This is a genomic window from Variovorax sp. Root318D1, assembly GCF_001424835.1.
Taxonomy (GTDB): domain Bacteria; phylum Pseudomonadota; class Gammaproteobacteria; order Burkholderiales; family Burkholderiaceae_C; genus Variovorax.
In genome coordinates, this window is sequence record NZ_LMCQ01000004.1 from 103,114 (window position 1) to 126,977 (window position 23,864).

General features: G+C 66.1%; 26 protein-coding genes. 5 read left to right on the plus strand and 21 right to left on the minus strand.

From position 1 onward, the window contains the following. Window positions 1-21: 21 nt before the first annotated feature. Genes ASC78_RS26925 through ASC78_RS05560 form a run of 3 tightly spaced genes read right to left on the minus strand, consistent with a single transcriptional unit; the run spans window position 22 to window position 2,567 of the window. Window positions 22-174, minus strand: a complete 153-nt coding sequence (locus tag ASC78_RS26925; RefSeq protein WP_327198112.1) for a DUF2474 domain-containing protein — start codon at window positions 172-174, stop codon at window positions 22-24. Next, complete coding sequence (gene cydB / locus ASC78_RS05555; protein WP_055797624.1) at window positions 161-1,168, minus strand: cytochrome d ubiquinol oxidase subunit II; 1,008 nt, start codon at window positions 1,166-1,168, stop codon at window positions 161-163. Before cydB ends, ASC78_RS26925 begins: the two co-directional genes overlap by 14 nt. Further along, on the minus strand, window positions 1,158-2,567 hold the full coding sequence (locus tag ASC78_RS05560) for a cytochrome ubiquinol oxidase subunit I (RefSeq protein ID WP_055797626.1): 1,410 nt from the start codon (window positions 2,565-2,567) through the stop codon (window positions 1,158-1,160). Before ASC78_RS05560 ends, cydB begins: the two co-directional genes overlap by 11 nt. A gap of 177 nt (window positions 2,568-2,744) precedes the next feature. Here ASC78_RS05560 and ASC78_RS05565 point away from each other — a divergent pair, with 177 nt between their 5' ends. Further along, a complete protein-coding gene (locus tag ASC78_RS05565; RefSeq protein WP_200934270.1) occupies window positions 2,745-3,668 on the plus strand; it encodes an amidohydrolase family protein in 924 nt (307 codons plus the stop codon). 10 nt (window positions 3,669-3,678) lie between these two features. On the opposite strand, the gene ASC78_RS05570 is transcribed toward ASC78_RS05565, so the two are convergent. After that, window positions 3,679-4,245, minus strand: coding sequence for a MarR family winged helix-turn-helix transcriptional regulator (locus ASC78_RS05570; protein WP_055797631.1), 567 nt, complete (start codon window positions 4,243-4,245; stop codon window positions 3,679-3,681). 191 nt (window positions 4,246-4,436) lie between these two features. Here ASC78_RS05570 and ASC78_RS05575 point away from each other — a divergent pair, with 191 nt between their 5' ends. Next, on the plus strand, window positions 4,437-5,426 hold the full coding sequence (locus ASC78_RS05575) for a tripartite tricarboxylate transporter substrate-binding protein (RefSeq protein ID WP_082517434.1): 990 nt from the start codon (window positions 4,437-4,439) through the stop codon (window positions 5,424-5,426). Between the two features lie 31 nt (window positions 5,427-5,457). Here ASC78_RS05575 and ASC78_RS05580 read toward each other — a convergent pair whose 3' ends face one another. From ASC78_RS05580 to ASC78_RS05610, 7 genes are read right to left on the minus strand one after another with little or no spacing between them, the layout of a single operon-like run. After that, a complete protein-coding gene (locus ASC78_RS05580; RefSeq protein ID WP_055797634.1) occupies window positions 5,458-6,120 on the minus strand; it encodes an aspartate/glutamate racemase family protein in 663 nt (220 codons plus the stop codon). A gap of 16 nt (window positions 6,121-6,136) precedes the next feature. Then, window positions 6,137-7,513 (minus strand): FAD-dependent oxidoreductase, encoded by a 1,377-nt coding sequence (locus tag ASC78_RS05585; protein ID WP_055797636.1) that lies wholly within the window; start codon window positions 7,511-7,513, stop codon window positions 6,137-6,139. Continuing rightward, a complete protein-coding gene (locus ASC78_RS05590; protein WP_055797639.1) occupies window positions 7,503-7,811 on the minus strand; it encodes a (2Fe-2S)-binding protein in 309 nt (102 codons plus the stop codon). The genes ASC78_RS05585 and ASC78_RS05590 overlap by 11 nt, the downstream gene beginning before the upstream one ends. Further along, window positions 7,801-8,943: an NAD(P)/FAD-dependent oxidoreductase gene (locus ASC78_RS05595; RefSeq protein ID WP_055797642.1), complete on the minus strand. Its 1,143-nt coding sequence runs from the start codon at window positions 8,941-8,943 to the stop codon at window positions 7,801-7,803. Before ASC78_RS05595 ends, ASC78_RS05590 begins: the two co-directional genes overlap by 11 nt. Window positions 8,944-8,948: 5 nt before the next feature. Continuing rightward, complete coding sequence (locus ASC78_RS05600) at window positions 8,949-10,274, minus strand: NAD(P)/FAD-dependent oxidoreductase (RefSeq protein WP_055797645.1); 1,326 nt, start codon at window positions 10,272-10,274, stop codon at window positions 8,949-8,951. A gap of 20 nt (window positions 10,275-10,294) precedes the next feature. Continuing rightward, window positions 10,295-11,014 carry a cupin domain-containing protein gene (locus ASC78_RS05605; protein ID WP_055797648.1) on the minus strand — a complete coding sequence of 240 codons (720 nt, stop codon included), beginning with the start codon at window positions 11,012-11,014 and terminating at the stop codon, window positions 10,295-10,297. 42 nt (window positions 11,015-11,056) lie between these two features. Further along, window positions 11,057-12,538: an aldehyde dehydrogenase family protein gene (locus tag ASC78_RS05610; protein WP_055797651.1), complete on the minus strand. Its 1,482-nt coding sequence runs from the start codon at window positions 12,536-12,538 to the stop codon at window positions 11,057-11,059. Window positions 12,539-12,902: 364 nt separating this feature from the next. Between ASC78_RS05610 and ASC78_RS05615 the strand changes: the two genes are divergently transcribed. The 3 genes from ASC78_RS05615 (at window position 12,903) to ASC78_RS05625 (ending at window position 14,810) form a co-directional block, all read left to right on the plus strand. Beyond that, entirely contained in the window at window positions 12,903-13,715 is an 813-nt protein-coding gene (locus ASC78_RS05615) for a class I SAM-dependent methyltransferase (protein ID WP_055797653.1), read from the plus strand. 45 nt (window positions 13,716-13,760) lie between these two features. After that, window positions 13,761-14,312 (plus strand): GNAT family N-acetyltransferase, encoded by a 552-nt coding sequence (locus ASC78_RS05620; protein WP_055797858.1) that lies wholly within the window; start codon window positions 13,761-13,763, stop codon window positions 14,310-14,312. A 69-nt stretch (window positions 14,313-14,381) separates the two neighbouring features. Next, window positions 14,382-14,810, plus strand: a complete 429-nt coding sequence (locus ASC78_RS05625) for a GNAT family N-acetyltransferase (RefSeq protein ID WP_055797655.1) — start codon at window positions 14,382-14,384, stop codon at window positions 14,808-14,810. A gap of 273 nt (window positions 14,811-15,083) precedes the next feature. Here ASC78_RS05625 and ASC78_RS05630 read toward each other — a convergent pair whose 3' ends face one another. From ASC78_RS05630 to ASC78_RS05670, 10 genes are all read right to left on the minus strand, one after another. Beyond that, entirely contained in the window at window positions 15,084-16,244 is a 1,161-nt protein-coding gene (locus ASC78_RS05630) for an ABC transporter substrate-binding protein (RefSeq protein WP_082517435.1), read from the minus strand. A 133-nt stretch (window positions 16,245-16,377) separates the two neighbouring features. Then, window positions 16,378-16,881 carry a hypothetical protein gene (locus ASC78_RS05635; RefSeq protein ID WP_157634383.1) on the minus strand — a complete coding sequence of 168 codons (504 nt, stop codon included), beginning with the start codon at window positions 16,879-16,881 and terminating at the stop codon, window positions 16,378-16,380. A 397-nt stretch (window positions 16,882-17,278) separates the two neighbouring features. Continuing rightward, window positions 17,279-17,815 (minus strand): hypothetical protein, encoded by a 537-nt coding sequence (locus ASC78_RS27365; RefSeq protein WP_162246085.1) that lies wholly within the window; start codon window positions 17,813-17,815, stop codon window positions 17,279-17,281. A gap of 296 nt (window positions 17,816-18,111) precedes the next feature. Next, window positions 18,112-18,888, minus strand: a complete 777-nt coding sequence (locus ASC78_RS05640; RefSeq protein WP_055797661.1) for a ferredoxin--NADP reductase — start codon at window positions 18,886-18,888, stop codon at window positions 18,112-18,114. A 20-nt stretch (window positions 18,889-18,908) separates the two neighbouring features. After that, on the minus strand, window positions 18,909-19,247 hold the full coding sequence (locus ASC78_RS05645) for a DUF971 domain-containing protein (protein ID WP_082517436.1): 339 nt from the start codon (window positions 19,245-19,247) through the stop codon (window positions 18,909-18,911). Then, complete coding sequence (locus tag ASC78_RS05650) at window positions 19,244-20,116, minus strand: ABC transporter ATP-binding protein (protein WP_055797664.1); 873 nt, start codon at window positions 20,114-20,116, stop codon at window positions 19,244-19,246. Before ASC78_RS05650 ends, ASC78_RS05645 begins: the two co-directional genes overlap by 4 nt. Then, window positions 20,113-21,078: an ABC transporter permease gene (locus tag ASC78_RS05655; RefSeq protein WP_055797667.1), complete on the minus strand. Its 966-nt coding sequence runs from the start codon at window positions 21,076-21,078 to the stop codon at window positions 20,113-20,115. The genes ASC78_RS05650 and ASC78_RS05655 overlap by 4 nt, the downstream gene beginning before the upstream one ends. Before the next feature lie 15 nt (window positions 21,079-21,093). Further along, a complete protein-coding gene (locus ASC78_RS05660; RefSeq protein ID WP_055797671.1) occupies window positions 21,094-22,512 on the minus strand; it encodes an ABC transporter substrate-binding protein in 1,419 nt (472 codons plus the stop codon). A 46-nt stretch (window positions 22,513-22,558) separates the two neighbouring features. After that, the gene (gene fdxA / locus ASC78_RS05665; RefSeq protein ID WP_055797673.1) at window positions 22,559-22,894 is read right to left on the minus strand and encodes a ferredoxin FdxA; all 336 of its coding nucleotides are present in this window, start codon (window positions 22,892-22,894) and stop codon (window positions 22,559-22,561) included. After that, window positions 22,891-23,862, minus strand: a complete 972-nt coding sequence (locus ASC78_RS05670) for a HEAT repeat domain-containing protein (RefSeq protein WP_055797676.1) — start codon at window positions 23,860-23,862, stop codon at window positions 22,891-22,893. The genes fdxA and ASC78_RS05670 overlap by 4 nt, the downstream gene beginning before the upstream one ends. Window positions 23,863-23,864: the final 2 nt, after the last annotated feature.

Sequence of the window (23,864 nt, forward strand, 5' to 3'; positions counted from 1 at the left end):
GTGGGTACCCCGGGCGGCAGTTCAATGGCTCAGGCCGACCGCGTTCATGAGAAAGCGCAGCACCAAGGCCAGCAGATAAAGCGAGACCACGCTCGCGAGCCAGATGGCCGCGAGCCAACCAAGGCGGCGCAACCATTTGCGCCGTCCTGAGCCCGGCGCGTCAGTGGTAGCCATCGCCATGCCGCACCTTGCCGCGAAAAACCCAGTAGCTCCAGGCCGTGTACATCAGGATGATGGGGATGATCAAGAGCGCGCCCACCAGCGCAAAGCCCAGGCTCTGCGCGGGGCCCGCCGCCTGCCAGATCGAGATGTCGGGCGGAATGACGTTCGGCCACAGGCTGATGCCCAGGCCTGTGTAGCCGAGGAAGAGCAGGGCCAGCGTGAGCACGAAGGGCGACGCGTGGCCGTCGCCACGCAGTGCCTGCAGCAGCTTGTAGACCACGAGCGCCACGAGCAGCGGCACCGGCGCGAAGTACAGCAGGTTGGGCAGGCTGAACCATCGCGTTGCAATGGCCTTGTGCGCGAGCGGCGTCCAGATGCTGATCACGATGATGACGGCGAGCATGAGCCACGCCAGAGGCCGTGCCAGGCTGCGCATGCGCATCTGCAAGCGGCCTTCGGTCTTCATCACGAGCCAGGTGGCGCCGAGCAGCGCGTAAGCCGCAACCAACGCGAGGCCCGTGAAAAGCGAGAACGGCGAGACCCAGTCGAACGAGCCGCCGGCAAAGTTGCCGTCCACGACCTTCAGGCCGTTGAGGAACGCGCCCAGCGTCACGCCCTGGAAGAAGGTGGCGGTGAAGGAGCCACCGATGAAGGCCGCGTCCCACCAGCGCCGCTTGCCCGCCCGGGCCTTGAAGCGGAATTCGAACGCAACGCCGCGAAACACCAGCCCCACCAACATGAGGATGAGCGGCAGGTAGAACGCACTGAGGATCACGGCATAGGCCAGCGGAAACGCCGCCAACAGGCCGGCCCCGCCGAGCACCAGCCAGGTCTCGTTGCCGTCCCACACCGGCGCCACGGTGTTCATCATGACGTCGCGGTCTTCCTTGGCCGGCAAGAACGGAAAGAGAATGCCGATGCCGAGATCGAAGCCGTCCATCACCACGTACATCATGATGCCGAACAGGATGATGACGGCCCAGATCAGGGGAAGGTCAATGCCCATCGTCGGACTCCGGTGCTGCTGAAAGCGGGCGCATGGGCTGCCGCGGTTCTCCGGGCCCTCCATGCATGGGCGGATCGCCATGGTCGCCCGTGGGACCCTTGGCGATCAGGCGCAGCCCGTAGGCCGTGCCGGCACCGAACACCACAAAGTACACGACGACGAACAGTGCGAGCGTGAACCCGACCTGCGAGGTCGAATGCTGCGGCGACACCGCATCGGCCGTTCGCATGAGGCCATAGACGACCCAGGGCTGGCGGCCGATCTCGGTGGTGAACCAGCCGGCCAGGATGGCCACGAGGCCCGCGGGGGAGAGGGCCACCGCCAGCCGCAGGAACCCGCGCTGCGAATACAGCCGCTGGCCGCGGCGCAGCCACAGCCCCCAGAAGGCCAGCGCGATCATCAGCACGCCCAGGCCCACCATCACGCGGAAGGTCCAGAACACGATGGTGGAGTTCGGCCGGTCTTCCGGAGCGAACTCCTTCAGCGCAGGAATCTGCCCGTCCCAGCTGTGCGCGAGCAGCAGGCTGCCGGCGCGCGGAATTTCGATCGCGAAGCGCGTGACCTCCGCTTTCATGTCCGGCCAGCCGAAAAGAATCAGCGGCACGCCTTCGCCCTCCGCCGTGCGCTCCCAGTGGCCTTCGATCGCGGCGAGCTTGGCGGGCTGGTGCTCGAGCGTGTTGAGGCCGTGCTGGTCGCCGATGAGCGCCTGCAGCGGCGCCGCCGCGAGCAGCATCCACAGCGCCATCGACAGCATGGTGCGCACGCGCGTGTTGTCGTTGCCGCGCAAAAGATGCCAGGCCGCAGCGCCCCCCACCATCAGCGCCGTTGCAAGGTAGGCCGCCGTGACGGTGTGCGCCAGCCGATAGGGAAAGGACGGGTTGAAGATCACCTTGAACCAGTCGACCGGCACCACGCGCCCGTCGATGATCTCGTGGCCCTGCGGCGTTTGCATCCAGCTGTTCGACGCGAGGATCCAGGTGGCGGAGACCAGCGTGCCGACCGCCACGGCCAGTGTCGAGACGAAGTGCAGGCCCGGTCCCACCCGTTCGCGTCCGAACAGCATCACACCCAGAAAGCCGGCTTCGAGAAAGAACGCGGTCAGCACCTCGTAGGCCAGCAGCGGCCCGGTCACGCCACCGGCAAAGCGCGAGAAGTTGCTCCAGTTGGTGCCGAACTGGTAGGCCATCACCAGGCCCGACACCACGCCCATGCCGAAGGCCACCGCAAAGACCTTGATCCAGAACTGGTACAGGTCGATGTACACCTTGCGGCCGGTGCGCAGCCACAGGCCTTCGAGCACGGCCAGGTAGCTCGCGAGCCCGATGGTCAGCGCCGGAAAGATGATGTGGAACGAGATCGTGAAGCCGAACTGGACGCGGGCGAGGAGGAGGGATTCCATATTCGTGTTCCATGCGCTGACGCGGCCCGGCCGGTCGGAAGCAGGCGGTGGGCAGGTGCCGGTCAGGCGCTCCTATTACACGGCGATGCAGCGCATGAGGGAAGTGGGCGTTTTGACCTACAGGCGTTGCGTGCCATGCCCCCGCGGAGTCAAGGACTGCGCCAGAATCCAGCACACATGAAAGCCATCGCCTCCCTCATGACCCTTGTCTTGGCGCTTGTCCTGGCCAGCGGCATCGCCCTGGCGCCACTTGCCCATGGCCAGGCCGCACAGAGCAGCCCGCAGCCCTACGACGGCCCGTTGTTCGATACGCACCTGCACTACAACCAGGAGGCCTGGGACGGCAACACGGGGCCCTATCCGCCCGCCGAGGCGCTCGCTCGCATGCAGCGCAACCACGTGACGGCGATCATTGCCAACTCGCGGCCCAACGCCGGCACGCAGACGCTGGCCGCGGCACGCGAGACCCGCGCCGCGGGCGTGACGGTGGTGCCCTTCGTGCGCCTGTACCGCAACCGCGACGACTACAGCAACTGGTTCCGCGACGAGACCATCCACGAGATGGTGCTGGCTGAGCTGGCGCGCGGCACGGCGAGCGGGCCCTACCGCGGGATCGGCGAATTCCACCTGTACGAGAGCGCCAATGCCAACGGCCCGGTGGCCAGGAAATTGATCGCGCTGGCGGAGCGGCAGAAGCTCGCGGTGCTGGCGCATGTGGACGACGTGGCGATCGATCTGCTAATGGCCCACGCGCCGTCGAAGGGCAAGAACCTGCGCCTCATCTGGGCGCACACCGGCATCGGCGGCGCACCCATCGAGCGTGTGCAGGCGCTGCTCGAGCGCTACCCGTTGCTGATGGGCGAACTCTCGTACCGGCCGGGGCTGACCTGCGAAGGCGGCAAGCTATGCCCCGAGTGGCGCGCGTTGATCCTCAAGTACCCGGAGCGCTTCATGATCGGTTCCGACACCTGGGTGAACCAGCGCTGGAGCGCTTACGACGAAATCATGCGCAGCTACCGCGCCTGGCTCGGCGACCTGCCTCCCGAGGTGGCGCGGCGCATTGCATGGGGCAACGCGGCCGCGCTGTTCGATCTGCGCTGAGCGCGCGCCGCTAACCCTGGCGCGACTCCGGCCACCGGTGCCGCGTGCCGCCAGATCGCCGGTCGGCCTTCTCGGCCACCGCCCCCTGCGCGCTCAAGGCGTTGCCGCGCTGTTCGAGGTGCTGCAGGCACTGCAAAAAGATGTCGAGGTGCGCGGGCGCGATGCCCTCGAGCAGGTCGACGTTCAGATCCGCGATGCGCGGAAACACGCGGCCGAAGAGCTGCTGGCCCGAGGGGCTCAGCTGCACGTGCACTTCGCGCCTGTCGTGGGCGTCCTGTCGGCGCACCACCAGCTTCTTGTCGACCAGGCCGCGCAGGCCGCGCGAGGTGCGCACGCGGTCCAGGTGCAGGTGTGCAGCCAGCGCCGAGGAGCGGATCTCGCCCTGCTGCGCGAGCGTGGCGATCATTCCCCATTCACGCCGCGTGATGCCGAACCCGCCCTCGACCAGGCGCGTGGCCATGCCGTTGCTCGCGCGAACCGCGCGCGAGAAGCGATACAGGAGCAGGTCGTCGAGCGAACGGGGCGCGAGCACCGCGCTGGCATCTGGAAAGGCGGGCGTGTCTTGCGGACCGTGCATGGAAATCAGGAAGCGTGAAAGGGTGTGGTCCGCGCGCCTCGGCGGGGAGTGATGGATTAGATCAACTGTTTGTGGCCTGCGTATAAACGGTAACAAATAACACGGGATGAAACAAACGCAGGGCGGCGATTGTCGCCGCGAAGTCCTGCGCGCGCCCGTGTCGCCGCCACCATCCGCAAGCAGGAAACCCGATGACCGCATTCTTTTCCCGGCGCAAGCTCAACGCATGGGGCCTCGCACTCGCCGCGTGTGCGGCATGTGTCGCGCCGCTGGCCCACGCGCAGACGCCGATCTTCGACGGCCCGCTCACGCTGGTGGTCGGCTACACCGCTGGCGGCAGCACCGACCGCATCGCGCGCCTCGTGGCCGAGCGCCTCGGCCCGAAGCTCGGCGTGGCGGTGACAGTCGAGAACCGTCCGGGCGAAGGCGGCCGGCTGGCCGCCAAGGAGATCAAGCGCGCGCCCGCCGGACAGAACGTGCTGATGCTCGGCAACCCCGCCGTCATGGTGGTGGCGCCGCTCGTCTTCAAGGACCTGGGCTACGACCCGGACAAGGATTTCGTCCCCGTGTCGCAGGTCAGCAGCTACGACTTCGCGCTGGCCGTGGGCAACAAGCTGCAGCTCGACCGCGCGATGTTCCTCGTGGGCCGGCTCTGGGCACATCCGGAAGAGGCCGTCTTCGGCGTGCCGGCCACCGGCAGCCTGCCCCACTTCTTCGGCCTGATGGTGGGCGATGCGCTGAGCGTGCAGCCGCAGATCAAGGGCTACGGCGGATCTGCGCCCCTGTCGGCCGACCTGAGCGGCGGCAGCCTGCCGATCGCGATCGACACGCTCGATTCGCTCTACGGGCAGCACGTCGCTGGCAAGATCCGCATCCTGGCGGTGTCGGGCAAGAAGCGCGTGAGCTTCGCGCCAGCGATACCGACCTTTCGCGAGGCCGGCATGAAGATCGAAGCCGATGGGTGGAACACCTTTTTCGCCTCTGCCGCGATGCCGCCGGCCAAGGTGCAGCTGCTGGCCACCGCCATCCGCGACGTGATGCAGGACCCGGCGCTGCAAAAGGCCGCCAATGCGGCCTACATCACGCCCATCGTCAGCACGCAGGCCGAGACCGTGCAGATGCTCAAGAACTTTCGCCAGCAGTGGGAGCCGGTGGTGCGGCGCTCGGGCTTCCAGCCCTGAACGGGTCGATCTCGGTCAAGGCGGGCAAGCATCAGGCCGAATCCCGCACCCGGGCAATCACCTCCTGCACCAACAGCTCCGGGCTCGCGAACACCGGCAGCCCCAGTTGCGCGGCGAGCGGTTCCGGCAGCTGCGCCAGCGAAGCTTGTGCCAGGACGATGCGATCGACGCGTGGCGCCAACTCTGCCGCAGCCTCGCACACGAGGCGATCGTGCAGGTCACGCCGGCCACTGGCCAGGGCGTCGAATGCCGCCGCGCACAGGACGCTCTCCGCTGGAATGTCGCGACCGGCGCTCCGCGCATGCGCAGCCAGCAGTGCCTGGCTTGGTGCGACCGTCGACGAGGCCGTGCAGATCAGGCCGACGCGGCCCGGCGTGCTTGCCACGCGGGCGTAGAGGGGATCATCGATCTTGAGGATCGGCACACCCACCGTCTGTCGCGCGATATCGATGGCCGGCGAGGTTGAGGAGCACGTGAATACGATCAGCTCGGCACCCGCATCGGCCGCCATTTGTGCGAGCGTGACGATGCGGCGCGTGATGCCGCTTGAAGGACCTTGCCGGATCAGGTCCTGCAGGACACTTTCGTCCAGCATGTGAAAGCAGTCTGCGTCTGGCAGTTCCGACTGGAAGCGCGGGCGGAAACGCTCGACCAGCATGGCGACCGTATGGATGAAGGCAATGCGCCGGATCATGGAAGCTTTCGGGGGTTCAAAGTGCGGCCAGCTCTTCGAGCGTGATCGGCTTGATGGGAGGGCGGATGCGGTAGTGGCCGACCTCGGCCGGGGAGACACCGCGTTCATATGCGATGACCTCGGTGACCGTGAGGCCGCATAGGCGGCCCTGGCAGGGGCCCATGCCGCAGCGCGAGAAGGCTTTGGTCTGGCTCGGCCCCGTGCAGCCGAGCGCGACCATCCGGCGCAGCTCGCCGGCCGAGACCTCCTCGCAGCGGCACGCGATCACGTCGTCGGCCGGCACGCGATGCTGGATCTTGGGGCGGTAGAGCGTATCGAGGAAGGGCCGGATGTGCAGCTGCCGACGCAGCGCCGATCGCAGCGGCTCGGCCTCGCGGTCTCGCTCGAGTTCCGGCAAGCGCCCCGCGCTGTGCGCCGCGGCCAGTGCAGCGAGCTGTCCTTGCACGGCCGCCGCTGCACCGCCGGAAATGCCACGCCCGTCGCCGGCGATGAGGAAGCCGTCCAGCGCGAGGCGGCCCCAGGCATCGGTCTGCGGCAGCCAGCACAGCTGCTGGTCGTCCCACCGGTGCGCGAGCCGCAGCGACGCCGTGATCTGGTTGTTGGGCACCACGCCCTGGTGCAGCAGCACGAGGTCGGTCTGCACGCGGTGCGACGTACTCCCGATGCGAAAGCGCAGGGCCGTGGCTCGTTCGCCGCCTTCCACCGATAGATCGCATGCGCCGCGATAGAAGGGGATGCCGGTGCCCTTGATGCTGCGGATCAGGGCCAGGCCTTTCTTCACATCGCGCCATCCCGCCAGGGCACCACCGATGTGTCGCAAGGCCCGCAGGTAGTCCTTGTGCCGCGTGGTGTCGACGATGGCGCCGATGCGAACACCGGCCCGCAAGTACTGCCACGCCAGCAGGTACAGCAACGGCCCGCAGCCGGCGAGCACGACCGGCTGCGATGGCGCCACGCCGGCGCTCTTGAGAAGGATCTGCGCCGCGCCGGCGGTCATCACGCCGGGCAGTGTCCAGCCCGGAATCGGAAATGGCCGCTCCATTGCACCGGTGCACAGGATGACCTGGCCGGCGGTAATGGACTGGGATCGCCCATCCTTCAAGTAGTGAATGGCTCGATCGCGGGTGATGTTCCAGACCGATGCGCCGCCCACGTGCCGCGCCGTCGATTGCGTGAAGCGCTCCACCAGCGCCCGGCCTGCGGCGTAGTCGTCGCCGAGCACCTGCAGCCGATCGGCACCGGCGCGCGCGACGTCGCGGTAGATCTGTCCGCCGGGATGCACCTGCTCGTCGAGCAGCGCGACCGACAGGCCCCGTTCGGCCGCGGTGGCGGCGGCTGCGAGGCCCGCAGGACCCGCGCCCACCACGGCGACGTCCACCGTTTCAAGCGGCACGGCGTGCGCCTTCCTGCGAGCGGATCTTCATGCCTGGCTGCACTGTCACGAGGCAGGCTTGACGATTGGAAATGCCGTCGATCTCCAGCAGGCATTCGAAGCAAACGCCCATCATGCAGTAGGGCGCACGCGGCGCACCCGACACGGGCGTGGAGCGAAAGCGCGACACCTCGGTCGCCAACAAGGCGGCAGCCACCGAGCGCTGGCCCAGCACCGGAAGGCGGCGGCCGTCGAACTCGACTTCGATGTGGGGCTCGGTGGTGGCCGAGATCGGGCGAAAGAGCGGTTCAGTGGGCATGGTGGTGGTCCAGGGCTTGTGCCCCAGGGTCGGCGGCGGGAAAGCGGTCGCCCGTGAAGGCGTCAAGCTCCTCGGGCGCGGCTGAGCCGTCGATCCACGGCGCGATGCGAAAGGCGTGGGCTGCGGCCAGCGTCACGCCGCTGTGGCACGTGACGACGTAGGCCCCAGGGCACGACTTCGATTCCTGGTAGATCGGATAGCCATCGGGCGTCATCACCCGCAACGCGCCCCACACCCGAACCACGTTGAGCTGGCCGATCACGGGAAAACTGGCGATGGCGCGGCGCGAGAGCTCGGCGAGCGTGCTGTTCGTTGTGCTGTCGTCAAAGCCCGCATCTTCCATCGACTCACCGATCTGGATGCCGCCCTCGCAGGTCTGGCGGATATGGCCCGTGGGATGGTCGAGGATCTTTTCGCATCGCTCGGTGATGAGCAATTGCCCGCGGTTCGGTCGCACCGGCGCATGCAGGCCCACTTGCCCGGCCAGGCGTGCATTGCCCAACCCCGCGGCCAGCACCAGCTTGGGCGCGCGAAACTGCTGGCCGCCGCTGTGCGCCGTGAACAGGCCGTCTGCATGCGTGATGCGCTGCACCCCGTGCCCCGTCTTGAGCACCATGCCTTGCCGGGAGCACGCGGTGTGCAAGGCGCGCAGCAGCTTGAGTGGATTGACGTGGCCGTCCATCGGCGAGTAGCTGGCGCCGAGCACCGTCGGTCCGATGTGGGGCAATCGCTGCAGCAGGGCCGCGCGGTCCAGCATCTCGTACGGATAGTCGCCGCCCACCTCATCGCGCACGGCGGCAAGCCGTTCGGCGCGCGCCTCGAGCTCTGCCTCGGAAAAGCACAGGTTGAATGCGCCCGCCTGCCTGACCTGGACGTCGATGCCGGTTTCGCGCTGAAGGCGCGCCGCCAGAGCGGGCCATTGGCGGGCGGATTCCCGGGTCCAGCGGGCATATTGCGGAAAGCCGCGGCCTTTGCCGTGGACCCAGATCAGGCCGAAGTTCCCGCGCGAAGCGCGGAACGCGTCGTCGCCTTCATCCAGGACCGTGATCTTCTTGCCGGACTGGCCCAGCCCATAGGCCACTGCGGTGCCGACCAAGCCGCCGCCGACCACGATCACATCGCTCGCGAGCATCGATGCTAGAACTCAGCAACCTTGCCCCATGCCGAGCCACTGAACCGCGCCGGCCGGTACGGGACGGGGTCCACGATCGGTTCGGCGCCGCTGGCAAGGTCCGCGATCAGGTGGCCGGCGCCGGGTCCGATGCCAAAGCCGTGGCCGGAAAAGCCCGCGGCCAAAATGAATCCGGGCAGCCCCGGCACTTCGCCGATGCCTGGAACACCGTCTGGCGTGCTGTCGATATAGCCAGCCCAGGCATGTGTGATCTTTGCGTCCCGAAGTTGGGGCAGCAGTTCGACCGCGCGGCGATGGGTCTCCTTGATGCTCACGGAATCGGGCTTCGGATCGAGGATGCGCACGCGTTCCATGGGCGTTGGCGCATCGAGCCGCCACCGCGCCAGCGTTTCATGGCCACTCCGAATGGCTTCCAGGCCGCCCGGACGAAGGTTGCGCCAGCGCTTGGCGAACATGGGCACGAACTGCGGAGCAAAGCGCACGAACTGACCTGTCGGATCCACCCGCGCGCGGCCGCTGATGGCCAGTGCATAGCGTCCGTCGTTGCGGCGCGTGGCGGACACGCCCGCGCTCACCACGGCATCCGGCAAGCGATGTGCCACCGGGGACACGCTCAGGATGGATTGACGGATCGACGCCTGCGGAAAGCGGATGCCCAGCTGCCGGCAGAACGACGACGCCCAGGCGCCACCGGCCATCACAACCGTCTTGGTCTTGATGACGCCGGCTTCCGTGATGACGCCGCTGACGCGTCCGGCTTCGGTCTCGATGCCGCGGGCGGCGCAATTCTGGTGGACGCTGCCCCCGAGCTTGATGAGCGCAGCGGCCACGGCCGGTGCGGCCTTGCCGGGATCGGCGGTGCCGTCGCTGGGCGAGAAGACGCCGCCCTTCCAGGCGCGGCCGGTTGCCTGTCCGCGCTCGGCGGCCTCGCGGCTGCTCAGCATGTGCGTCGTCACGCCGGCGGTCTTCGCAAAATCGCGCCAGCTGGCCCAGCGGGAAATCTCGGCCTCGTCATTGCTGAGATACAGCAGCCCGCAGCGATGAAAGCCTGTGTCCTCACCGCTCTCGGCGGCAAATTGTTCCCACAGGTCGAGGCTCTTGCTCGCCAATGGCAGTTCGCGGGCGTCGCGGTTCTGCTGCCGGCACCAGCCCCAGTTGCGGCTCGATTGCTCGGCGCCGATGGTGCCCTTTTCCACCAGGGCGACCGAAATGCCGCGCTTGGCCAGGTAGTAGGCGGTGAAGACGCCGATGATGCCGCCGCCGATCACGACGACGTCCGCCGAGGCCGGCAGCGTGGGCGAAGTTTGGATGTGGCGAAGCGGAGGCGACATGATGAATCTCGCTCACCCGCTCAGGCCGGGACGGTTTGGCACACGTAGAACTTCGCCACGCGATCGCTGCTTTCCCATCCGATCGGCGCGCCCTGAGGCACGAAAAGCGAATCTCCCGTGCCCACAGACAGCACGCTGCCGTCAGGTGCTGCGAAGCGCACGCTGCCCGCCACGAGATGCATGAACTCGTTCATGCGATGCGCGCGAACGATCCGGTGGTAGGGGGTCGAGTCCCAGGCGCCCGCAAGGTACTGCGCGGCGTCATCGGTGAAGACCTTGTCGCTGCGGCACTCCGGCACGGGGCCCAGCAGCACTTCGGCGGGCAGCGTGCCGGTGGGCGTGAAGTTGGCGTCGGTGTGCAGGGGGAAGACGCCGCGCTTCGTCGGCTTGTCGCAGGCGGCCGCGCAAAACACGAAGCGCACGCGGGATCCGGCTTCGATACGAAGCGAGGTGCCGCATCCGATGACGGCACCCGCTTCGGGACCGACCACCAGCGGGGCTGAGCCTTCTGCCGTCAGGGTCAGCTCGCCCTCGACCACGACGATGGTTTCGATGTGGGGATAGCTTTCGACGTCGAGTTCGCCGATGAAGCTGGTGCGGCCGGCGCTCATCTCGCCCGGTCCTTCCCACGCGATCTCGCGATGCCGCGCAAAGGGGTCGTCCTTGCCGAACGGCGCCCTGCGGAAAGCGGTTGAAACAGGCGCGCCATCGGCGCGATGCAGTACTAGGGCCACGGTCATGATTGCTCCTGCGCGATGCGCGATGTCTTCACTGAAAGTCTGTCAGTTGCTGCTGGGTGCCGAGGCATCCTGGAAGCCAAGAATGGCCTTCGTTTCCAGGTACTCCTCGAAACCTTCGATGCCGTACTCGCGGCCGTTGCCCGAGCGCTTGTAGCCACCGAACGGGGCGTCGGGGTTCCACGCCGGGTAGTTGATGTGCACCTGCCCGGAGCGGATACGCGCCGCCACGGCACGCGCCGCGGCCAGGTCCTGGCCTTGCACATGGGCACCCAGGCCATAGACGGTGTCGTTGGCGATCTCCACCGCCTCGTCCACGCTGTCGTAGGGAATGATCGCGAGCACCGGGCCGAAGATCTCCTCCTGCGCGATCTGCATCTGGGAGTGCACTGCGGAGAAGATGGTCGGGCGGCAGTAGAAGCCGCGGTCCAGACCCTCGGGACGTCCCAGGCCGCCGCACAGCAGCTGCGCACCTTCGGCCATGCCGATGCCGATCATTTCCTGCACCCGGTTGAACTGCGCGCGGTTGGCCACTGGCCCATGCGTGGTCTGCTGCGAGCGCGGATCGCCCACGACAAAGGCCGATGCCGCTTCGAGCGCGAGCCGTTCCACCTCCGGCAGGCGCGCGCGGGGCACGATCATGCGTGTCGGTGCGCTGCAGGACTGGCCGACGTTGCGGAAGGCGGCCGCCACGCCCTTGGGGACGGCCACAGAGAGGTCCGCGTCCGGCAGGATCACATTGGGCGATTTGCCGCCGAGTTCCTGGGCCACGCGCTTGACCGTCGGGGCCGCTGCTTGCGCCACCAGGACGCCGGCGCGGGTCGAGCCGGTGAACGAGATCATGTCCACGTCGGGATGCTCGGCCAAGGCGGCGCCGACCTCCGTCCCGCTGCCGTTCACCAGGTTGAACACACCCGGCGGAAGGCCCGCGTCGTGCACCACCTCGGCAAAGAGCAGGGCGCTCAGGGGCGACAGCTCGCTGGGCTTCAGGACGACCGTGCAGCCCGCGGCCAGGGCGGCGCCGACCTTGGCTGTGATCTGGTAGAGCGGCCAGTTCCACGGGGTGATCAGGCCGCACACGCCGATGGCCTCGCGCACGAGGGCCATGTCACCGCGATGGGTGACGAAGGGGTAAGTGCGCGCGTTGTCGCGGGCCACGCGGATGTGCTCCGCCGCGGACGGCACCTGCGTGAGGCGCGCGAAGCCGATGGCCGCGCCCATCTCCAGCGAGATGGCCTGCGCGAAAAGTTCGGCGCGCTCCAGGATCAGGGCGTGGATGCGATCGAGCAGCAAGGCCCGGCTCGGGGCGGAGCTCACGGACCAGGTGGCGAAGGCGCGCCGTGCGGCCACCACGGCCTCCGCGACATCTCTGGCGCTGCCCAGTGCGATCTCGGCGACCGGCTCTTCCGTCGAAGGGTCGATGACGGCGCTGCGCGCTGGCGTTTCGGGCAGGACCCATTCGCCGTCGACGAAGATGCGGTCCAGATGGCCAGCGCGCCTGAGGCGCTCGACGATGGAGGAGTTCATGGAGTGGGCCTTTTCGAAACGAGGTCAGGGCTGTTCATCGGCGTCCATGAAGCGTGGCTACGGATGTTGGGCAATGCGGCGGGGTACGACATGAAGGGGCTGAGGTCGGGCCTTTGGATGCCTAAAAGTTTAGGCTGCGGTGCCCTCGCGCCGATGCTGCAATGAGGGTCTTGCACAAAGCAGGCTGCGGTTGTGCGAGTCGCTATAAGCAGATCCTGCCGTCGCGCATTCGTCAGGGGCCTTCGCATCGGACGCACTCGACCGGTTGCGGCGCACCGGCGGCGTTGACGCCATCATCGGCCGAGGCATAGCATCTGCCTGCGCGGCACTCTTCAATGCGCCCCGGCCGTGCGGAGGGATTGTCATGAGCACCATGTCTTCGACCTTCGTCGCCAGCGACGGCGATGGCTATGAACGGCTGATGGGCCGCTGGAGCCGCCTCCTCGCACTGCCCTTTCTCGACTTCACCGGTACCGCGGACGGCGACCGCATCCTCGACGTCGGATGCGGCACCGGCCACCTGGCCTTTGCCGTGGCGCGACGCACCGGCGCCGGAGAAGTGCGGGGCGTGGACGTCGCGCAGCCCTACATCGAACATGCCAGGCGCCACAACGAGGATGCGCGCATCTCCTTCGAGGTGGCCGACGCCTGCGCGCTGCCGTACCCGGCGCAGAGCTTCGATCGCGTGCTCTCGCTGCTGGTGCTGCACTTCGTTCCGGAGCCGGGCAAGGCCATTGCCGAGATGCGCCGCGTCGCCAAGCCCGGCGCCGTGGTCGCTGCCGCGGTGTGGGACGTGAGGGGCGGCTGCGTCGCCAACCGCATGTTCTTCGACACCGCGGCCATGCTCGACCCCGAGGCCGGTGCGCGACGGGCCCGCAACTACACGCGGCCCATGACGCGGCCCGGCGAACTGGGCAAGGCGTGGCGCGAGGCCGGATTCAAGGGCGTGGAAGAAACGACGGTCGCGATCCGGATGGAGTTCGCCTCGTTCGCGGACTACTGGGGTCCCTACGAGGGCAAGGAGGGTCCTGGCGCGGAATACGTCGCCACGCTGGATGCGGACGCGCGCTCGCGGCTGCGTGAGGCTGTGCAGGCGGCTTACCTCGACGGCGAGGCCGATGGTGCGCGCTCATATGTGGCAATGGCCTGGGCCGTGAAGGGCAAGGCGCCGGCGTAGTCGACCGCGGCCCGCTTCAAGCTTCTATTTCAAATGAACTCAGCGATGCAGCTCGTCTGGCCGTCGAGGGAGTATCTCCCCAGCTATGTCTCGGCGCTCGAACGTGGATGGTCGCCCGACAATCTTCGGCCTGAGGCCGCGCAGGAAGAGCTTGCGGCAATCCGGGCCGACGCTGCCGGCTTTCTCGATGGCTTGGTGGACCGGGAAGCGAAAGGCGCTCCGGTCGCGCTTCCCGATGGCACCACCGTCCCCCGACTTCCGGGATACCGTCGCTGGATGTGGGACGGGGAATTCTGCGGCAGCATCGGCCTTCGCTGGCAGCCGGGTACAAATCGCTTGCCCGATTATTGCTTGGGCCACATCGGGTACGGCATCGTTCCATGGAAGAGCGGGCGAGGCTATGCGACACAGGCATTGGGCTCGCTGCTCTTGGATGCCGCTAACGAGGGCCTGACCTATGTGGAAATCACGACCAGTCCGGACAACTTCGCGTCGCAAAAGGTTATACGAGCGAACGGCGGAGTCCTGGTCGAGGAATTCAACAAGCGACCCGAATTGGGTGGTTCACCCGAGTTGAGATTCCGAGTCGAGATTTGAGCGAAGCGCCCTTCGCTTGCACGGCAGAATGAGGACCAACCCCCACTCATTGCCCTGGCCATCTCCCGAATGGACAACATCGCCATCACCGCCGCCACGCCCGAAGAACTCCGCTCCGGTGAGCTCGGCCACAAGCTGCGCCACTATAACTACGGCTTCGTCGGCGAGTATCCCGAGCAGCAGTACATTCGGCTCAACGCGAGGGACGGAAACGGCCGGTTGCTCGGCGGGCTGCGAAGCTTCGTGTTTCTCTACTGGCTCAACATCGAAGTACTCTTTGTCGAAGCCGACGTGCGCGGCTCGGGCCTGGGCAGCCGCCTGCTGGCCGAGGCCGAGCGGCAGGCCATCGAGTTGGGTGCGACCAATGCGAAGCTTGACACCTTCGAATGGCAGGCGCCCGCGTTCCACCAGAAGCACGGCTACGAGGAGTACGCGCGCATCGACGACTATGCGCCCGGCTTCTACCTGGCGTCCATGAAGAAATCTTTGGCGCGCTGAGGCAGCCTCATCAGGTTTGCTTCGACAACAGGCGTTTTAGGCGCATCTTCAGAAAGCCAAAATACTTCGGGCTTTCGCGTGAGAATATTTCTTTTCCGTCAAGCATGTACGCCCTCGCGGGATGCTCGGCCGCGTTGTGAGTCTGTCGGGCTCAAGCTCGGATTGACCGAGCCGCAACTGCACGAACGGATTCATCGACCGCCAGGCAATGCAGCGCGTACTGCAGCGCATCAACGCCAGAACCGTAGAACCCGCCCATGAACGCCGCATCGCCTACCGGCACTCGTCCCAGTACCAATCAGGATTCCCCTCCAGCGGTGTGGCGATCCGCTTGAGCGACGCGCGGCCTTGTGCGTCCTTCGCAACAACGAAGACGTGCCCGTCCTGAACCGGGAAACCGTTGCGTAGAAACCTGAAGCCACTGCGCACCGAAGAAAAGTCGGCCGCGTCGAGTGCGTTGCGCAAGGCATCGCGATCGGCGACAGAGCCCTTGGTCTCCTTCAGCGCGCTATCGATCAAGAGCGCCGCATCGAAACCTTGCGCGGCGTATTGCGATGGGATGCGCCCGTGCTTCTTTTCGAAGGCGGCAACGAAAGCCTTGCTCGTCGGGCTCGGCAGGTCGGGGCCCCAGACCGCGCCTGCCAGCACATTGAGCGCAGCATCCTTGAGCAGCGGCAGTGTCGTGCCATCGACCGTACCGACCGTCAGCAGGGGCACCTTGTTCAGGAGGCCCGAGCGATTCATCTGCTGGATGAAGTTGACGCCCATGTCGCCCGGCAAGAAGGCAACCACCGCATCGGGAGCGACGCGCTTGATTTGCGCCAGCGCTGCCGCGTAGTCGGTCTGGTCGGGCTGGACGTAGATTGCGCTGACCACCTCGCCCGAGTAGTAGCGTTTGAAGCCCCGCAGTTGGTCCTTGCCCGACGGACTGTCCGGCGCCAGGAACAGCGTCTTCCAGTAGTGCCGATCGACTGCATACCGTCCCACGATCCCGGCCTGGTACTCGTCCTGGTACGAGGTGAAGAAGAATTTGCTGTTGCACCGCTTGCCGGCAATCGACGCCGGGCCGGCATTCGAGCCGACGAACAGCATGCCCGATCTGGCCATCGGCTTGGCCATGGCCATCATCACGTCGGAGAAGGTCACGCCGGTGATGAAGCTGACCTTGTCTTTCTCGATCAGGTTCTGCGCCAGCTGCGCCCCGAGGTCGGGGTTGTGCTGGTCGTCTTCCTTGATGACCGTCACGGAGACGCCGCCGAGCATTCCTTGCCGTTGCTCGACCGCCAGCATGAAGCCGTCGTACTGTTCCTGTCCGAGCGTTGCCGCCGGGCCGGACAGCGTGCCGACAAAGCCGATTTTTACCTGCGCGGAAGCGGCCAGCACCGCCGTGCCCAAAGCGCAGGTCACGAGGACAGAGCGAATGCGATGGATCAAGGTGTTCCTTGTGAATGAGTCGGGCGAGTTGTCAGAATGAGACCGAGGCTAACCCTGGCCGGTTTGCAGCTTCAGTATTCGACGGTGTTTCAAAAACGGAGCGCTGAATGACCGCCTCTGGCCGACAAGAGCCTCACGCATCCAACTCTTGCCAGGTGCAGTAGGGAAGGTCGAGCAACGGGCTGAAGTTGCTCTCGTCGGATGGCAGGCTGACAGACACTGAGCCTGGTGAAATGCCGGCCGCGATGATTAGATTCTCCTCATCCTCGCCTGCCAGCAGCAAGCCGCACTCCGCGAGAAAGCCGTCTTCTTCGCAGAGGAGTTTCCGGCAGCCCGCGATGTGAATGGAAGGAATCTCCACGCGAAACTGCTCAAGGTTCAAGCTCCGCCCATTGGGCGCCTCACCAGGCGACGAGACGACCAAGACGCCCAATTCGTTCCAGCCAGCGGTGTTGTAAAACTCAGACCAGAACTCCAGGTTGCCACCGTCTTCAAAGTACAGCGTGAACAGCCACGCCGCCTTGAGAGAGTGCTTGGGAGGCATTGCATAAGCGGTCACTGTCCGCCCGACCAAATTGCGAGCCAGCCCTTCCGGAGGAACGCCGTGACAGATGAGAGGGAGAACGGTTGTCGTCATGCTCTAGAAAGGGAAAAGCTGGGCCAGGGCGATGGCTCGCGACCTGCCTCTGCATTCAGATTCGAGACGTTGTCGGATTGGTCTCCGTCTGCCTGGTGTTGGCAGATTGTCGCTAGCGGCTTGGTCCTGCGCACGCGCCATCAATCGATATGAGCGCCGGCCCGTTGCTTTCCCAAGCCAGCCCAACCTGCCAACCCGTGGGATCTGTGGCAAATAAGTCGCCCTTCAGCTTGGGCCAAGGGATGCCGATATAGCCTAACGTCCAGCCATCTTGAGCCGAATGAGGAATCGTGTTTTTCGCGTTGAATGCATTGTTTCGCATGGCTCATCGAATGTCTTTTAATGGCGGCTGAACCCGCCACCGGTTGTGGTCAGCGATGAGTTTGATGGTGCGTGCTCATCGCGGCCGTTGTGCTACGGAGCCTTTCGTTTCCGCCTCGAATTGTTTGAGAGCGGCTGTGAACTTTGAACTCGGTCGATCCCAGGCGCCTTCATCAGTACGCCATATGCGTGCATTCGGAGCTTGCTCACGTATACCAAAAACAAACTGGAGAAATGCAGTAATCGTCCGCTCATTCCATTCCGAACCACTTCGGTAATCGAAGGAGATGCACGTTGGCGTTTCAAGGCTAATGGTCAGCAGAGGCAGTACGCATCCATTGATTGTTAGACCACCGAGCCCATGCCGGAACGTCTTTATTTCACCATCCAAGAATGCTTTAGCGGGATCAGAGATGGCCTTGAGGGCGATGTCCTTCTCCTCGGCGACGTGCCAAGTGGAAGGATTTCCAAGTACAACGCACTGCGACATCACCCAGCCGTAGATCTTCACCAACTGTTCAGAAGAGAGGTTGTCCACAAAAACGTCGGGCAAGGAGCCATCGTCCCTATCGAAGAGATGGGCAATCTGTAGCCATGGAGACATCGACGACATCAGAAGAGATAGAGAGTTGGCGGTTTCTCAGAGAACGCTAGTCGCTTGTGGGCTGAAAACCGGCAAGTCAGGTCCGTATCGTCCTGACTTCTTACGCGTGAGGCGACCAATAGCAATGTCAGGTGATGGCGGAATTCTGCCGCACATATGACCGCCCGGTTCTGGCCTTTTTGCCGCGGCGGACCACGATCGGCACCGGAGGATATCTGCCCCCGTTTGTGCGCCTGACCGCGTCCGAAAACTCAGTGCCGCGTGCTCAAAGCCAATGGCGTTTGCGGGCGCAGTGGGAGTTCGCGCTATTTCTCGACGAAGGCGCGCTCGATCACGTAGTCGCCCAGTTCGCCCTGGCGCGGGCTGATCTGGAAGCCGCGTGCATCGAGCAGCTTGCAGCTGTCGGCCAGCATGGCGGCGCTGCCGCAGATCATGGCGCGGTCCACCGCGGGGTCGAGCGGCGGCAGGCCGGTGTCGCTGAAGAGCCGGCCCGATTCGATGACCTCGGTGAGCCGGCCCTGGTTGCGGAACGGCTCGCGCGTGACGGTGGGGTAGTAGATCAGCCGCTCGCGCACCAGCTCGCCGATGAATTCGTTGTTGGGCAGGTCGTGCTCGATGAACCGCGCATAGGCCAGTTCGCTGACCTGCCGCACGCCGTGGATCAGCACCACCTTCTCGAAGCGCTCGTAGGTCTCGGGGTCCTGGATGATGCTGATGAAGGGGGCGAGCCCGGTTCCGGTGGACAGCAGGTAAAGGTGCCGGCCGGGCCGCAGGTCGTCGAGCACCAGGCTGCCGACCGGCTTGCGCCCAACGATCACCTCGTCGCCCGGCTGCAGGTGCTGCAGGCGCGAAGTCAACGGGCCGTTCGTCACCTTGATACTGAAGAACTCGAGGTGCTCGTCATGGTTGGCGCTCGCAACGCTGTAGGCCCGCATCAGCGGCTTGCCTTCGACCGGCAGGCCGAGCATCACGAAGTGGCCGTTGCGAAAGCGCAGGGCCGGATCGCGCGTGGTGCGGAATGAAAACAGCGTGTCGTTCCAGTGGTGCACATGCAGCACGCGTTCGGTGGCGAGTTGAGACATGGTGATCGTGCGTGGATGGGTCAGGAGGTGATGGACAGGCCCAGCCCGCGCAGGTAGGCCCATGGAAAGATGCCGCGCCCGTGCCCGTCGGAGAACACCAGGTTCAACCCCTTGTCGGACACGGGGTTGATCGCCGCGAGCCGGACCGATGCCTGGGGCTCGGGATGGCTGCCACGCTCGCGAAAGGCCTGCTCGCACGCGGCGCAGCGGCAGCGCGCGCGCAGCAGCCCGTGCGCGAGCCGGCTGGTGCTGCCGTCCTGCCAGCACAGCTCGAGCACGCCGCTCGCCTGGTGGTCGACGATGTCGACGGGGAACTCATGCAGCTCTTGCAACGCAGGTGGAAGCGTCGCCGCGTTCATGTCAGCGCCTTCATGCCGTCGCGGGCAAATTGGTGGTCCATGCCCTGCAGCCCGCCGCTGTGGAGCTCACCGCCCATCGCGGCCAGGCTCTCCTCGCGGATCAGCGCCTTGAGCTGGCGCACCAGCGCCTGGAAAGTGGGCGAGGCCGTCATCTCGGGCGTGCGCGGGCGCGGCAGCGGAATCGGCACCTCGGCCTTGATGCGGCCCGGCCGCGCGGTCATCACGTAGACCTTTTCGGACAGAAAGATCGCTTCCTCGATGTCATGCGTGATGAACAGCACCGACAGCTGCAGCTGCTGCCACATGTTGGTGAGGATCTCCTGCATCACCGCGCGGGTCTGCGAGTCGAGTGCGCCGAAGGGCTCGTCCATCAGCATCACCTGCGGGCTCGTGGCCAGCGCGCGCACGATGCCCACGCGCTGCTTCATGCCGCCGGAGAGCTGGTCGGGGTAGTGGTTCTCGAACGAGAGCAAGCCGGTCATGCCGAGCAGCGTGCGCGCCGCCGACTCGCGCTGGGTGCGCCCAAGGCCCTGCATCTTCAGGCCGAACTCGACATTGCGCCGCACCGTCATCCAAGGGAACAGCGAGTACTGCTGAAACACCACGCCGCGGTCCGCGCCGGGCCCGCCGATGGGCTTGCCGTCGAGCAGCGCCTCGCCCTCGCTCGGTTTGAGAAAGCCCGCCACGATGTTCAGCAGCGTCGATTTGCCGCAGCCCGACGGGCCGATGATGCTGACGAATTCGCCGGGCTTCACCTCGAGCGACACCCGGCTCGCGGCCTCGGTCGTCTGGCCCTTGGTGCCGAAGCGCACCGAGACGTCGCGGATCTGCACATGCCCCTTGCGCGGGGTGTTGGGAGCGGCGCTCATGGGTTGCTCCCGGCGCGTGCGCCATAGGTCAGCCAAGGCATCATCGCCTTGCCGATGAAACGGATCAGGCCGCTGCACATGAGTCCCAGCACGCCGATGGTGATCATGCCCAGCACGATCTCGGGGTAAGAGATCAGCGAATAGGCCTCCCACGTGAAATAGCCGATGCCGAACTGCCCCGAGATCATCTCGGCCGCAATCAGCGACACCCAGGCCACGCCCATGCCCACGGCCAGGCCGGTGAAAATTTGCGGCGCCGCGCCCGGCAGCACCACGTACCACATGATCTGCCGCTCCCGCGCGCCCAAGCATTGGCTCGCGCGCAGCAGCACGCCGTCCACCGCCTGCACGCCGCTGACGGTATTCAGCAGGATCGGGAAGAACGCGCCGATGAACGTGATGAAGACGATGCTCACCTCGTTGTCGGGCCACAGCATGATCGAGATCGGCACCCAGGCAATGGCCGGGATCGGTCGGAACACCTCCATCGCCGGAAACAGGAAACCGCGCGTGAGCCGGTAACGGCCGATCAGCATGCCCAGCGCCACGCCCAGCACCGTCGCAATCGCAAAGCCGATGAAGATGCGCCGCAGGCTCATGCCGACGTTCTTGATGAACTTGGGCGAGCCGTTGACCTCGATCACCTTCGACAACACTTCCAGCGGCGTCGGTATGTTGGCGAAGCGGATGTAGAAGTCCAGCCGGTAGGTGGTGGCCAGGTGCCAGAAGAGCACGATGCCCAAAAGAGAACAGGTTCCCATCAGGTAGGCCGGCGCGTGCTGGCGCAGGGCCTGCCAGGCGCGTTCGGCCGTGCCTGCGGCCAACGGAGGGGGCGCAGGTGTGGGCAGCGGCGCGCGCAGCACTTCCTCGGGGCGGGCCAGCCCGCGCGTTGGCGCCGCGGACTCGTCGGGCTCGCCATGCTCGGGCACTTCGTGGAACAGGCGTTGCGTGGCGGTGGACATCGCGGCTCCTGGGTTTCAGAGGCCGGCCGCGGCCAGTGCCTCGGGGTAGGTGGCCAGCTTGCCGCCGATGGCTGTGGCCTCTGCCTGCGCGTCCTTCTTCAGCAGGAAGGGCACGATCTGCGGCTTGCGCGGATCGCTCGCGTTCACCGCGTAGAAGGCCTTGTCGGCAAACAGCTTGATGCCCAGCGTCTTGTCGTTGAGGTAGGCGACCTTGACCTTCTTGTTCTCGCCCTGTGCCTTGTGGATCGCGGCCAGCGTGCAGGCGGGCGACGAATAGGCGGCGATGGGCGCGCCGTCGAGCCAGACCTCGCCGGCCTCCTTGGGCCGCGTGATCGGCGTCTTGCACAGCGCGTCGGTGCCGCTCACGTCGTAGTTGGCGAGCGTCTGCTTCTGCGCGTCGTAGTCGAGCTTGAGCTCCTTGTAGGCCTGGCGCACATAGTTCTCGTTGACCCAGGCGTTGATGTCGAGCGGCTTCACGCGGTTCAATCGCGTGAGCACTTCATGCCCCGTCTTGATGGTGTCGAGCCAGCGCGGCTTGATGGTCGGATCGAGCGTGTGGATGCCGCCAGGGCCGAGGTACAGGTAGGCCACTTCCTTCTCGATCTTGGTCCACTCCTCGATCTTGGCGCTGGCCGCCGCCGGGTTGGTGCGCACCCAGGTATTGGCCTCGACCAGTGCCTTGATGTACGCCACCACCACCTCGGGATATTCGGCCGCGAAGTCCTTGCGCACGACCACGCCGTGGAAGGTCGGCACCTTGGTCTCGGCGCCGTCGAAGATCTTGCGCGCAAAGCCGCGGTAGGGCAGCAGGTCGGCAAAGGGAACGAAGTCGGCGTGCGCTTCGATCTTCTTTTCCTGCAAGTTGGTGGTGCCCACCTCGGGGCTCTGGCTCACCAGATTCCAGTAGTCGTCCTTCCAGCCGCGCGACTGCATAGCCTGCAGCACCATGCCGTGCGCGGCCGAGCCGAAGGGCACCGAGATCAGCTTGCCCTTGAGATCGGCCAGCTCGTAGTAGGGTGAGTCCTTGTGCACCACCACGCCGTTGCCCGAGCCGAAGGCGTTGTACGCGATGATGGCCACCAGTTGCGTCTCGTTGCCCGGCTGCGCCTGGCCGGTGGCGCCGTTCACCAGCAGCGGGTAGTCTCCCATCATGCCGATCTGCAGCTTCTTGGCCATCATGCCGTTGGTGATCGGCGGGCCCGAGGTGAAGTTCTGCCAGTCGAGCTTGAAGTCGATGTCCTTGTACTTGCCGGTGGTGGGCAGGTACTTCTCGATGAGCTTCATTTCCTTGAGCACCACGCCGCCGGTGACGGTGTTCGTGGTCGTGTTCTGCGTGCCGATGCCGATGACCACTTCCTGCCGCGCCAGGGCTGGCGGAACAGAGGCCAACGCGAGCGCCAGGACTGCGCCGATTCGCAAGATGATGTGCTTCATGGACTGGTTCTCCGTGGGATCTGGAAAGAGGGCGTGGGGTGGCGGCTCAGGCGGGTTCCGCGAGATCGAGGTGCTCGAGCTTCCCGGTCACCGAAGCCCATTCCTCGGCGTCGGACAACGGCGCTTGCGCCTGGCTGATCACGGGCCACTGCGTGGCATAGCGGGCGTTCAGTTCGACGAAGTGCTCCTGCCCCGCGGGCACCTCGGTGTCGGGCACGATCGCGCCGACCGGGCATTCGGGCGCGCACACCGCGCAGTCGATGCACGCGACGGGATCGATCACGAGGAAGTTCGGCCCCTCGTGAAAGCAGTCGACCGGGCACACGCTCACGCAGTCGGTGTACTTGCAGCGGATGCAGGCTTCGGTGACGACGAAGGTCATGGCGCGGCCCCTTCGCGCTTCGCCTTCTGCGCCAGGCCGATGCCCGTGAGTGCCAGGCGCGCGAGCTTGCGCACGTCGGGGTCGGGGTCGGCCAGCGCGGTTTCGAGCGGTGCAATGGCGCGCGTGTCGCCGATCTCGCCGAGCGCAATCACCGCTTCCTTGCGCAGGTTGCTGATGGTGTGCGTGAGCGAGGCAACAAGCGACGGCAGGCCGGCCTCGGCCTTGAGCAGGCCCAGGCTGCGCGCGGCCTTCACGCGCACCTGCCAGTAGTCGTCCTGCATCGCATGCACGAGGTCGGGAATGGCGACCGACAGCCGAAGCTTGCCGACGGTCTGCGCCGCTTCCTCGCGCACCATCCAGCCGCTGTCGCCGAGCGCGCGCGTGAGCGCCGGCAGCACGCTGACGGAGGTCGCGTAGCCGAGCGCACCGATCGCGATGCGCCGCACCTCGGAGTCGGGGTCATTGGCCGCCACTTCGGCCAGGTCGCCGATGGCCGCCGGGTCCTTCAGGTAGCCGAGCACGCCGACGGCTTCGCGCCGCACCGCCGCATCGGGATCGCGCAGCGACAGCATCGCGGGCTCGAAGGCCTTGGGCGAGCGCAGCGCGCGAATGGCATGGAAGGCGAGGGCGCGCACTTCGGCGGCACCCTCGAGCAGCAGCGGCAAGAGCGGCGCGGCCGATGCTGCTTCCTTCAGTTCGGCCAGCACCTCACCGGCGGCCTTGCGCACCTCGGGCTCGGAATCGAGCAGCATCGGCGCGAGCGCCTGCACCACCTCTGGTTCCTCGAAGCCTTCGAGGGCGCGAATGGCTTCGGTGCGCACCTGCGCATCGCTGTCGGCCAGGCGCGGCAGCAGCAGCGGCACGATGTCGTCCTCGTCGCTGTAGGGCAGGTCGATCACCGCAAGGCGGCGCACGGTGGCGTCGGCATCGGCCAGCCGCTCGGCAAAAGTCTGGAGTCCGGTGTCCATGG

Excerpts from the sequence above, each read along its gene's own strand:
- ASC78_RS05565 (WP_200934270.1), top strand. The coding sequence starts at position 2,745 with ATGAAAGCCATCGCCTCCCTCATGACCCTTGTCTTGGCGCTTGTCCTG.
- ASC78_RS05650 (WP_055797664.1), bottom strand. The coding sequence starts at position 20,116 with ATGAGCGCCGCTCCCAACACCCCGCGCAAGGGGCATGTGCAGATCCGC.
- fdxA (WP_055797673.1), bottom strand. The coding sequence starts at position 22,894 with ATGACCTTCGTCGTCACCGAAGCCTGCATCCGCTGCAAGTACACCGAC.
- ASC78_RS05645 (WP_082517436.1), bottom strand. The coding sequence starts at position 19,247 with ATGAACGCGGCGACGCTTCCACCTGCGTTGCAAGAGCTGCATGAGTTC.
- ASC78_RS05595 (WP_055797642.1), bottom strand. The coding sequence starts at position 8,943 with ATGCTCGCGAGCGATGTGATCGTGGTCGGCGGCGGCTTGGTCGGCACC.
- ASC78_RS05600 (WP_055797645.1), bottom strand. The coding sequence starts at position 10,274 with ATGTCGCCTCCGCTTCGCCACATCCAAACTTCGCCCACGCTGCCGGCC.
- ASC78_RS05575 (WP_082517434.1), top strand. The coding sequence starts at position 4,437 with ATGACCGCATTCTTTTCCCGGCGCAAGCTCAACGCATGGGGCCTCGCA.
- ASC78_RS26925 (WP_327198112.1), bottom strand. The coding sequence starts at position 174 with ATGGCTACCACTGACGCGCCGGGCTCAGGACGGCGCAAATGGTTGCGC.
- ASC78_RS05625 (WP_055797655.1), top strand. The coding sequence starts at position 14,382 with ATGGACAACATCGCCATCACCGCCGCCACGCCCGAAGAACTCCGCTCC.
- ASC78_RS05605 (WP_055797648.1), bottom strand. The coding sequence starts at position 11,014 with ATGACCGTGGCCCTAGTACTGCATCGCGCCGATGGCGCGCCTGTTTCA.
- ASC78_RS05660 (WP_055797671.1), bottom strand. The coding sequence starts at position 22,512 with ATGAAGCACATCATCTTGCGAATCGGCGCAGTCCTGGCGCTCGCGTTG.
- ASC78_RS05610 (WP_055797651.1), bottom strand. The coding sequence starts at position 12,538 with ATGAACTCCTCCATCGTCGAGCGCCTCAGGCGCGCTGGCCATCTGGAC.
- ASC78_RS05615 (WP_055797653.1), top strand. The coding sequence starts at position 12,903 with ATGAGCACCATGTCTTCGACCTTCGTCGCCAGCGACGGCGATGGCTAT.
- ASC78_RS05620 (WP_055797858.1), top strand. The coding sequence starts at position 13,761 with ATGCAGCTCGTCTGGCCGTCGAGGGAGTATCTCCCCAGCTATGTCTCG.
- ASC78_RS05635 (WP_157634383.1), bottom strand. The coding sequence starts at position 16,881 with ATGACGACAACCGTTCTCCCTCTCATCTGTCACGGCGTTCCTCCGGAA.
- ASC78_RS05560 (WP_055797626.1), bottom strand. The coding sequence starts at position 2,567 with ATGGAATCCCTCCTCCTCGCCCGCGTCCAGTTCGGCTTCACGATCTCG.
- cydB (WP_055797624.1), bottom strand. The coding sequence starts at position 1,168 with ATGGGCATTGACCTTCCCCTGATCTGGGCCGTCATCATCCTGTTCGGC.
- ASC78_RS27365 (WP_162246085.1), bottom strand. The coding sequence starts at position 17,815 with ATGTCGTCGATGTCTCCATGGCTACAGATTGCCCATCTCTTCGATAGG.
- ASC78_RS05570 (WP_055797631.1), bottom strand. The coding sequence starts at position 4,245 with ATGCACGGTCCGCAAGACACGCCCGCCTTTCCAGATGCCAGCGCGGTG.
- ASC78_RS05670 (WP_055797676.1), bottom strand. The coding sequence starts at position 23,862 with ATGGACACCGGACTCCAGACTTTTGCCGAGCGGCTGGCCGATGCCGAC.
- ASC78_RS05580 (WP_055797634.1), bottom strand. The coding sequence starts at position 6,120 with ATGATCCGGCGCATTGCCTTCATCCATACGGTCGCCATGCTGGTCGAG.
- ASC78_RS05590 (WP_055797639.1), bottom strand. The coding sequence starts at position 7,811 with ATGCCCACTGAACCGCTCTTTCGCCCGATCTCGGCCACCACCGAGCCC.
- ASC78_RS05655 (WP_055797667.1), bottom strand. The coding sequence starts at position 21,078 with ATGTCCACCGCCACGCAACGCCTGTTCCACGAAGTGCCCGAGCATGGC.
- ASC78_RS05640 (WP_055797661.1), bottom strand. The coding sequence starts at position 18,888 with ATGTCTCAACTCGCCACCGAACGCGTGCTGCATGTGCACCACTGGAAC.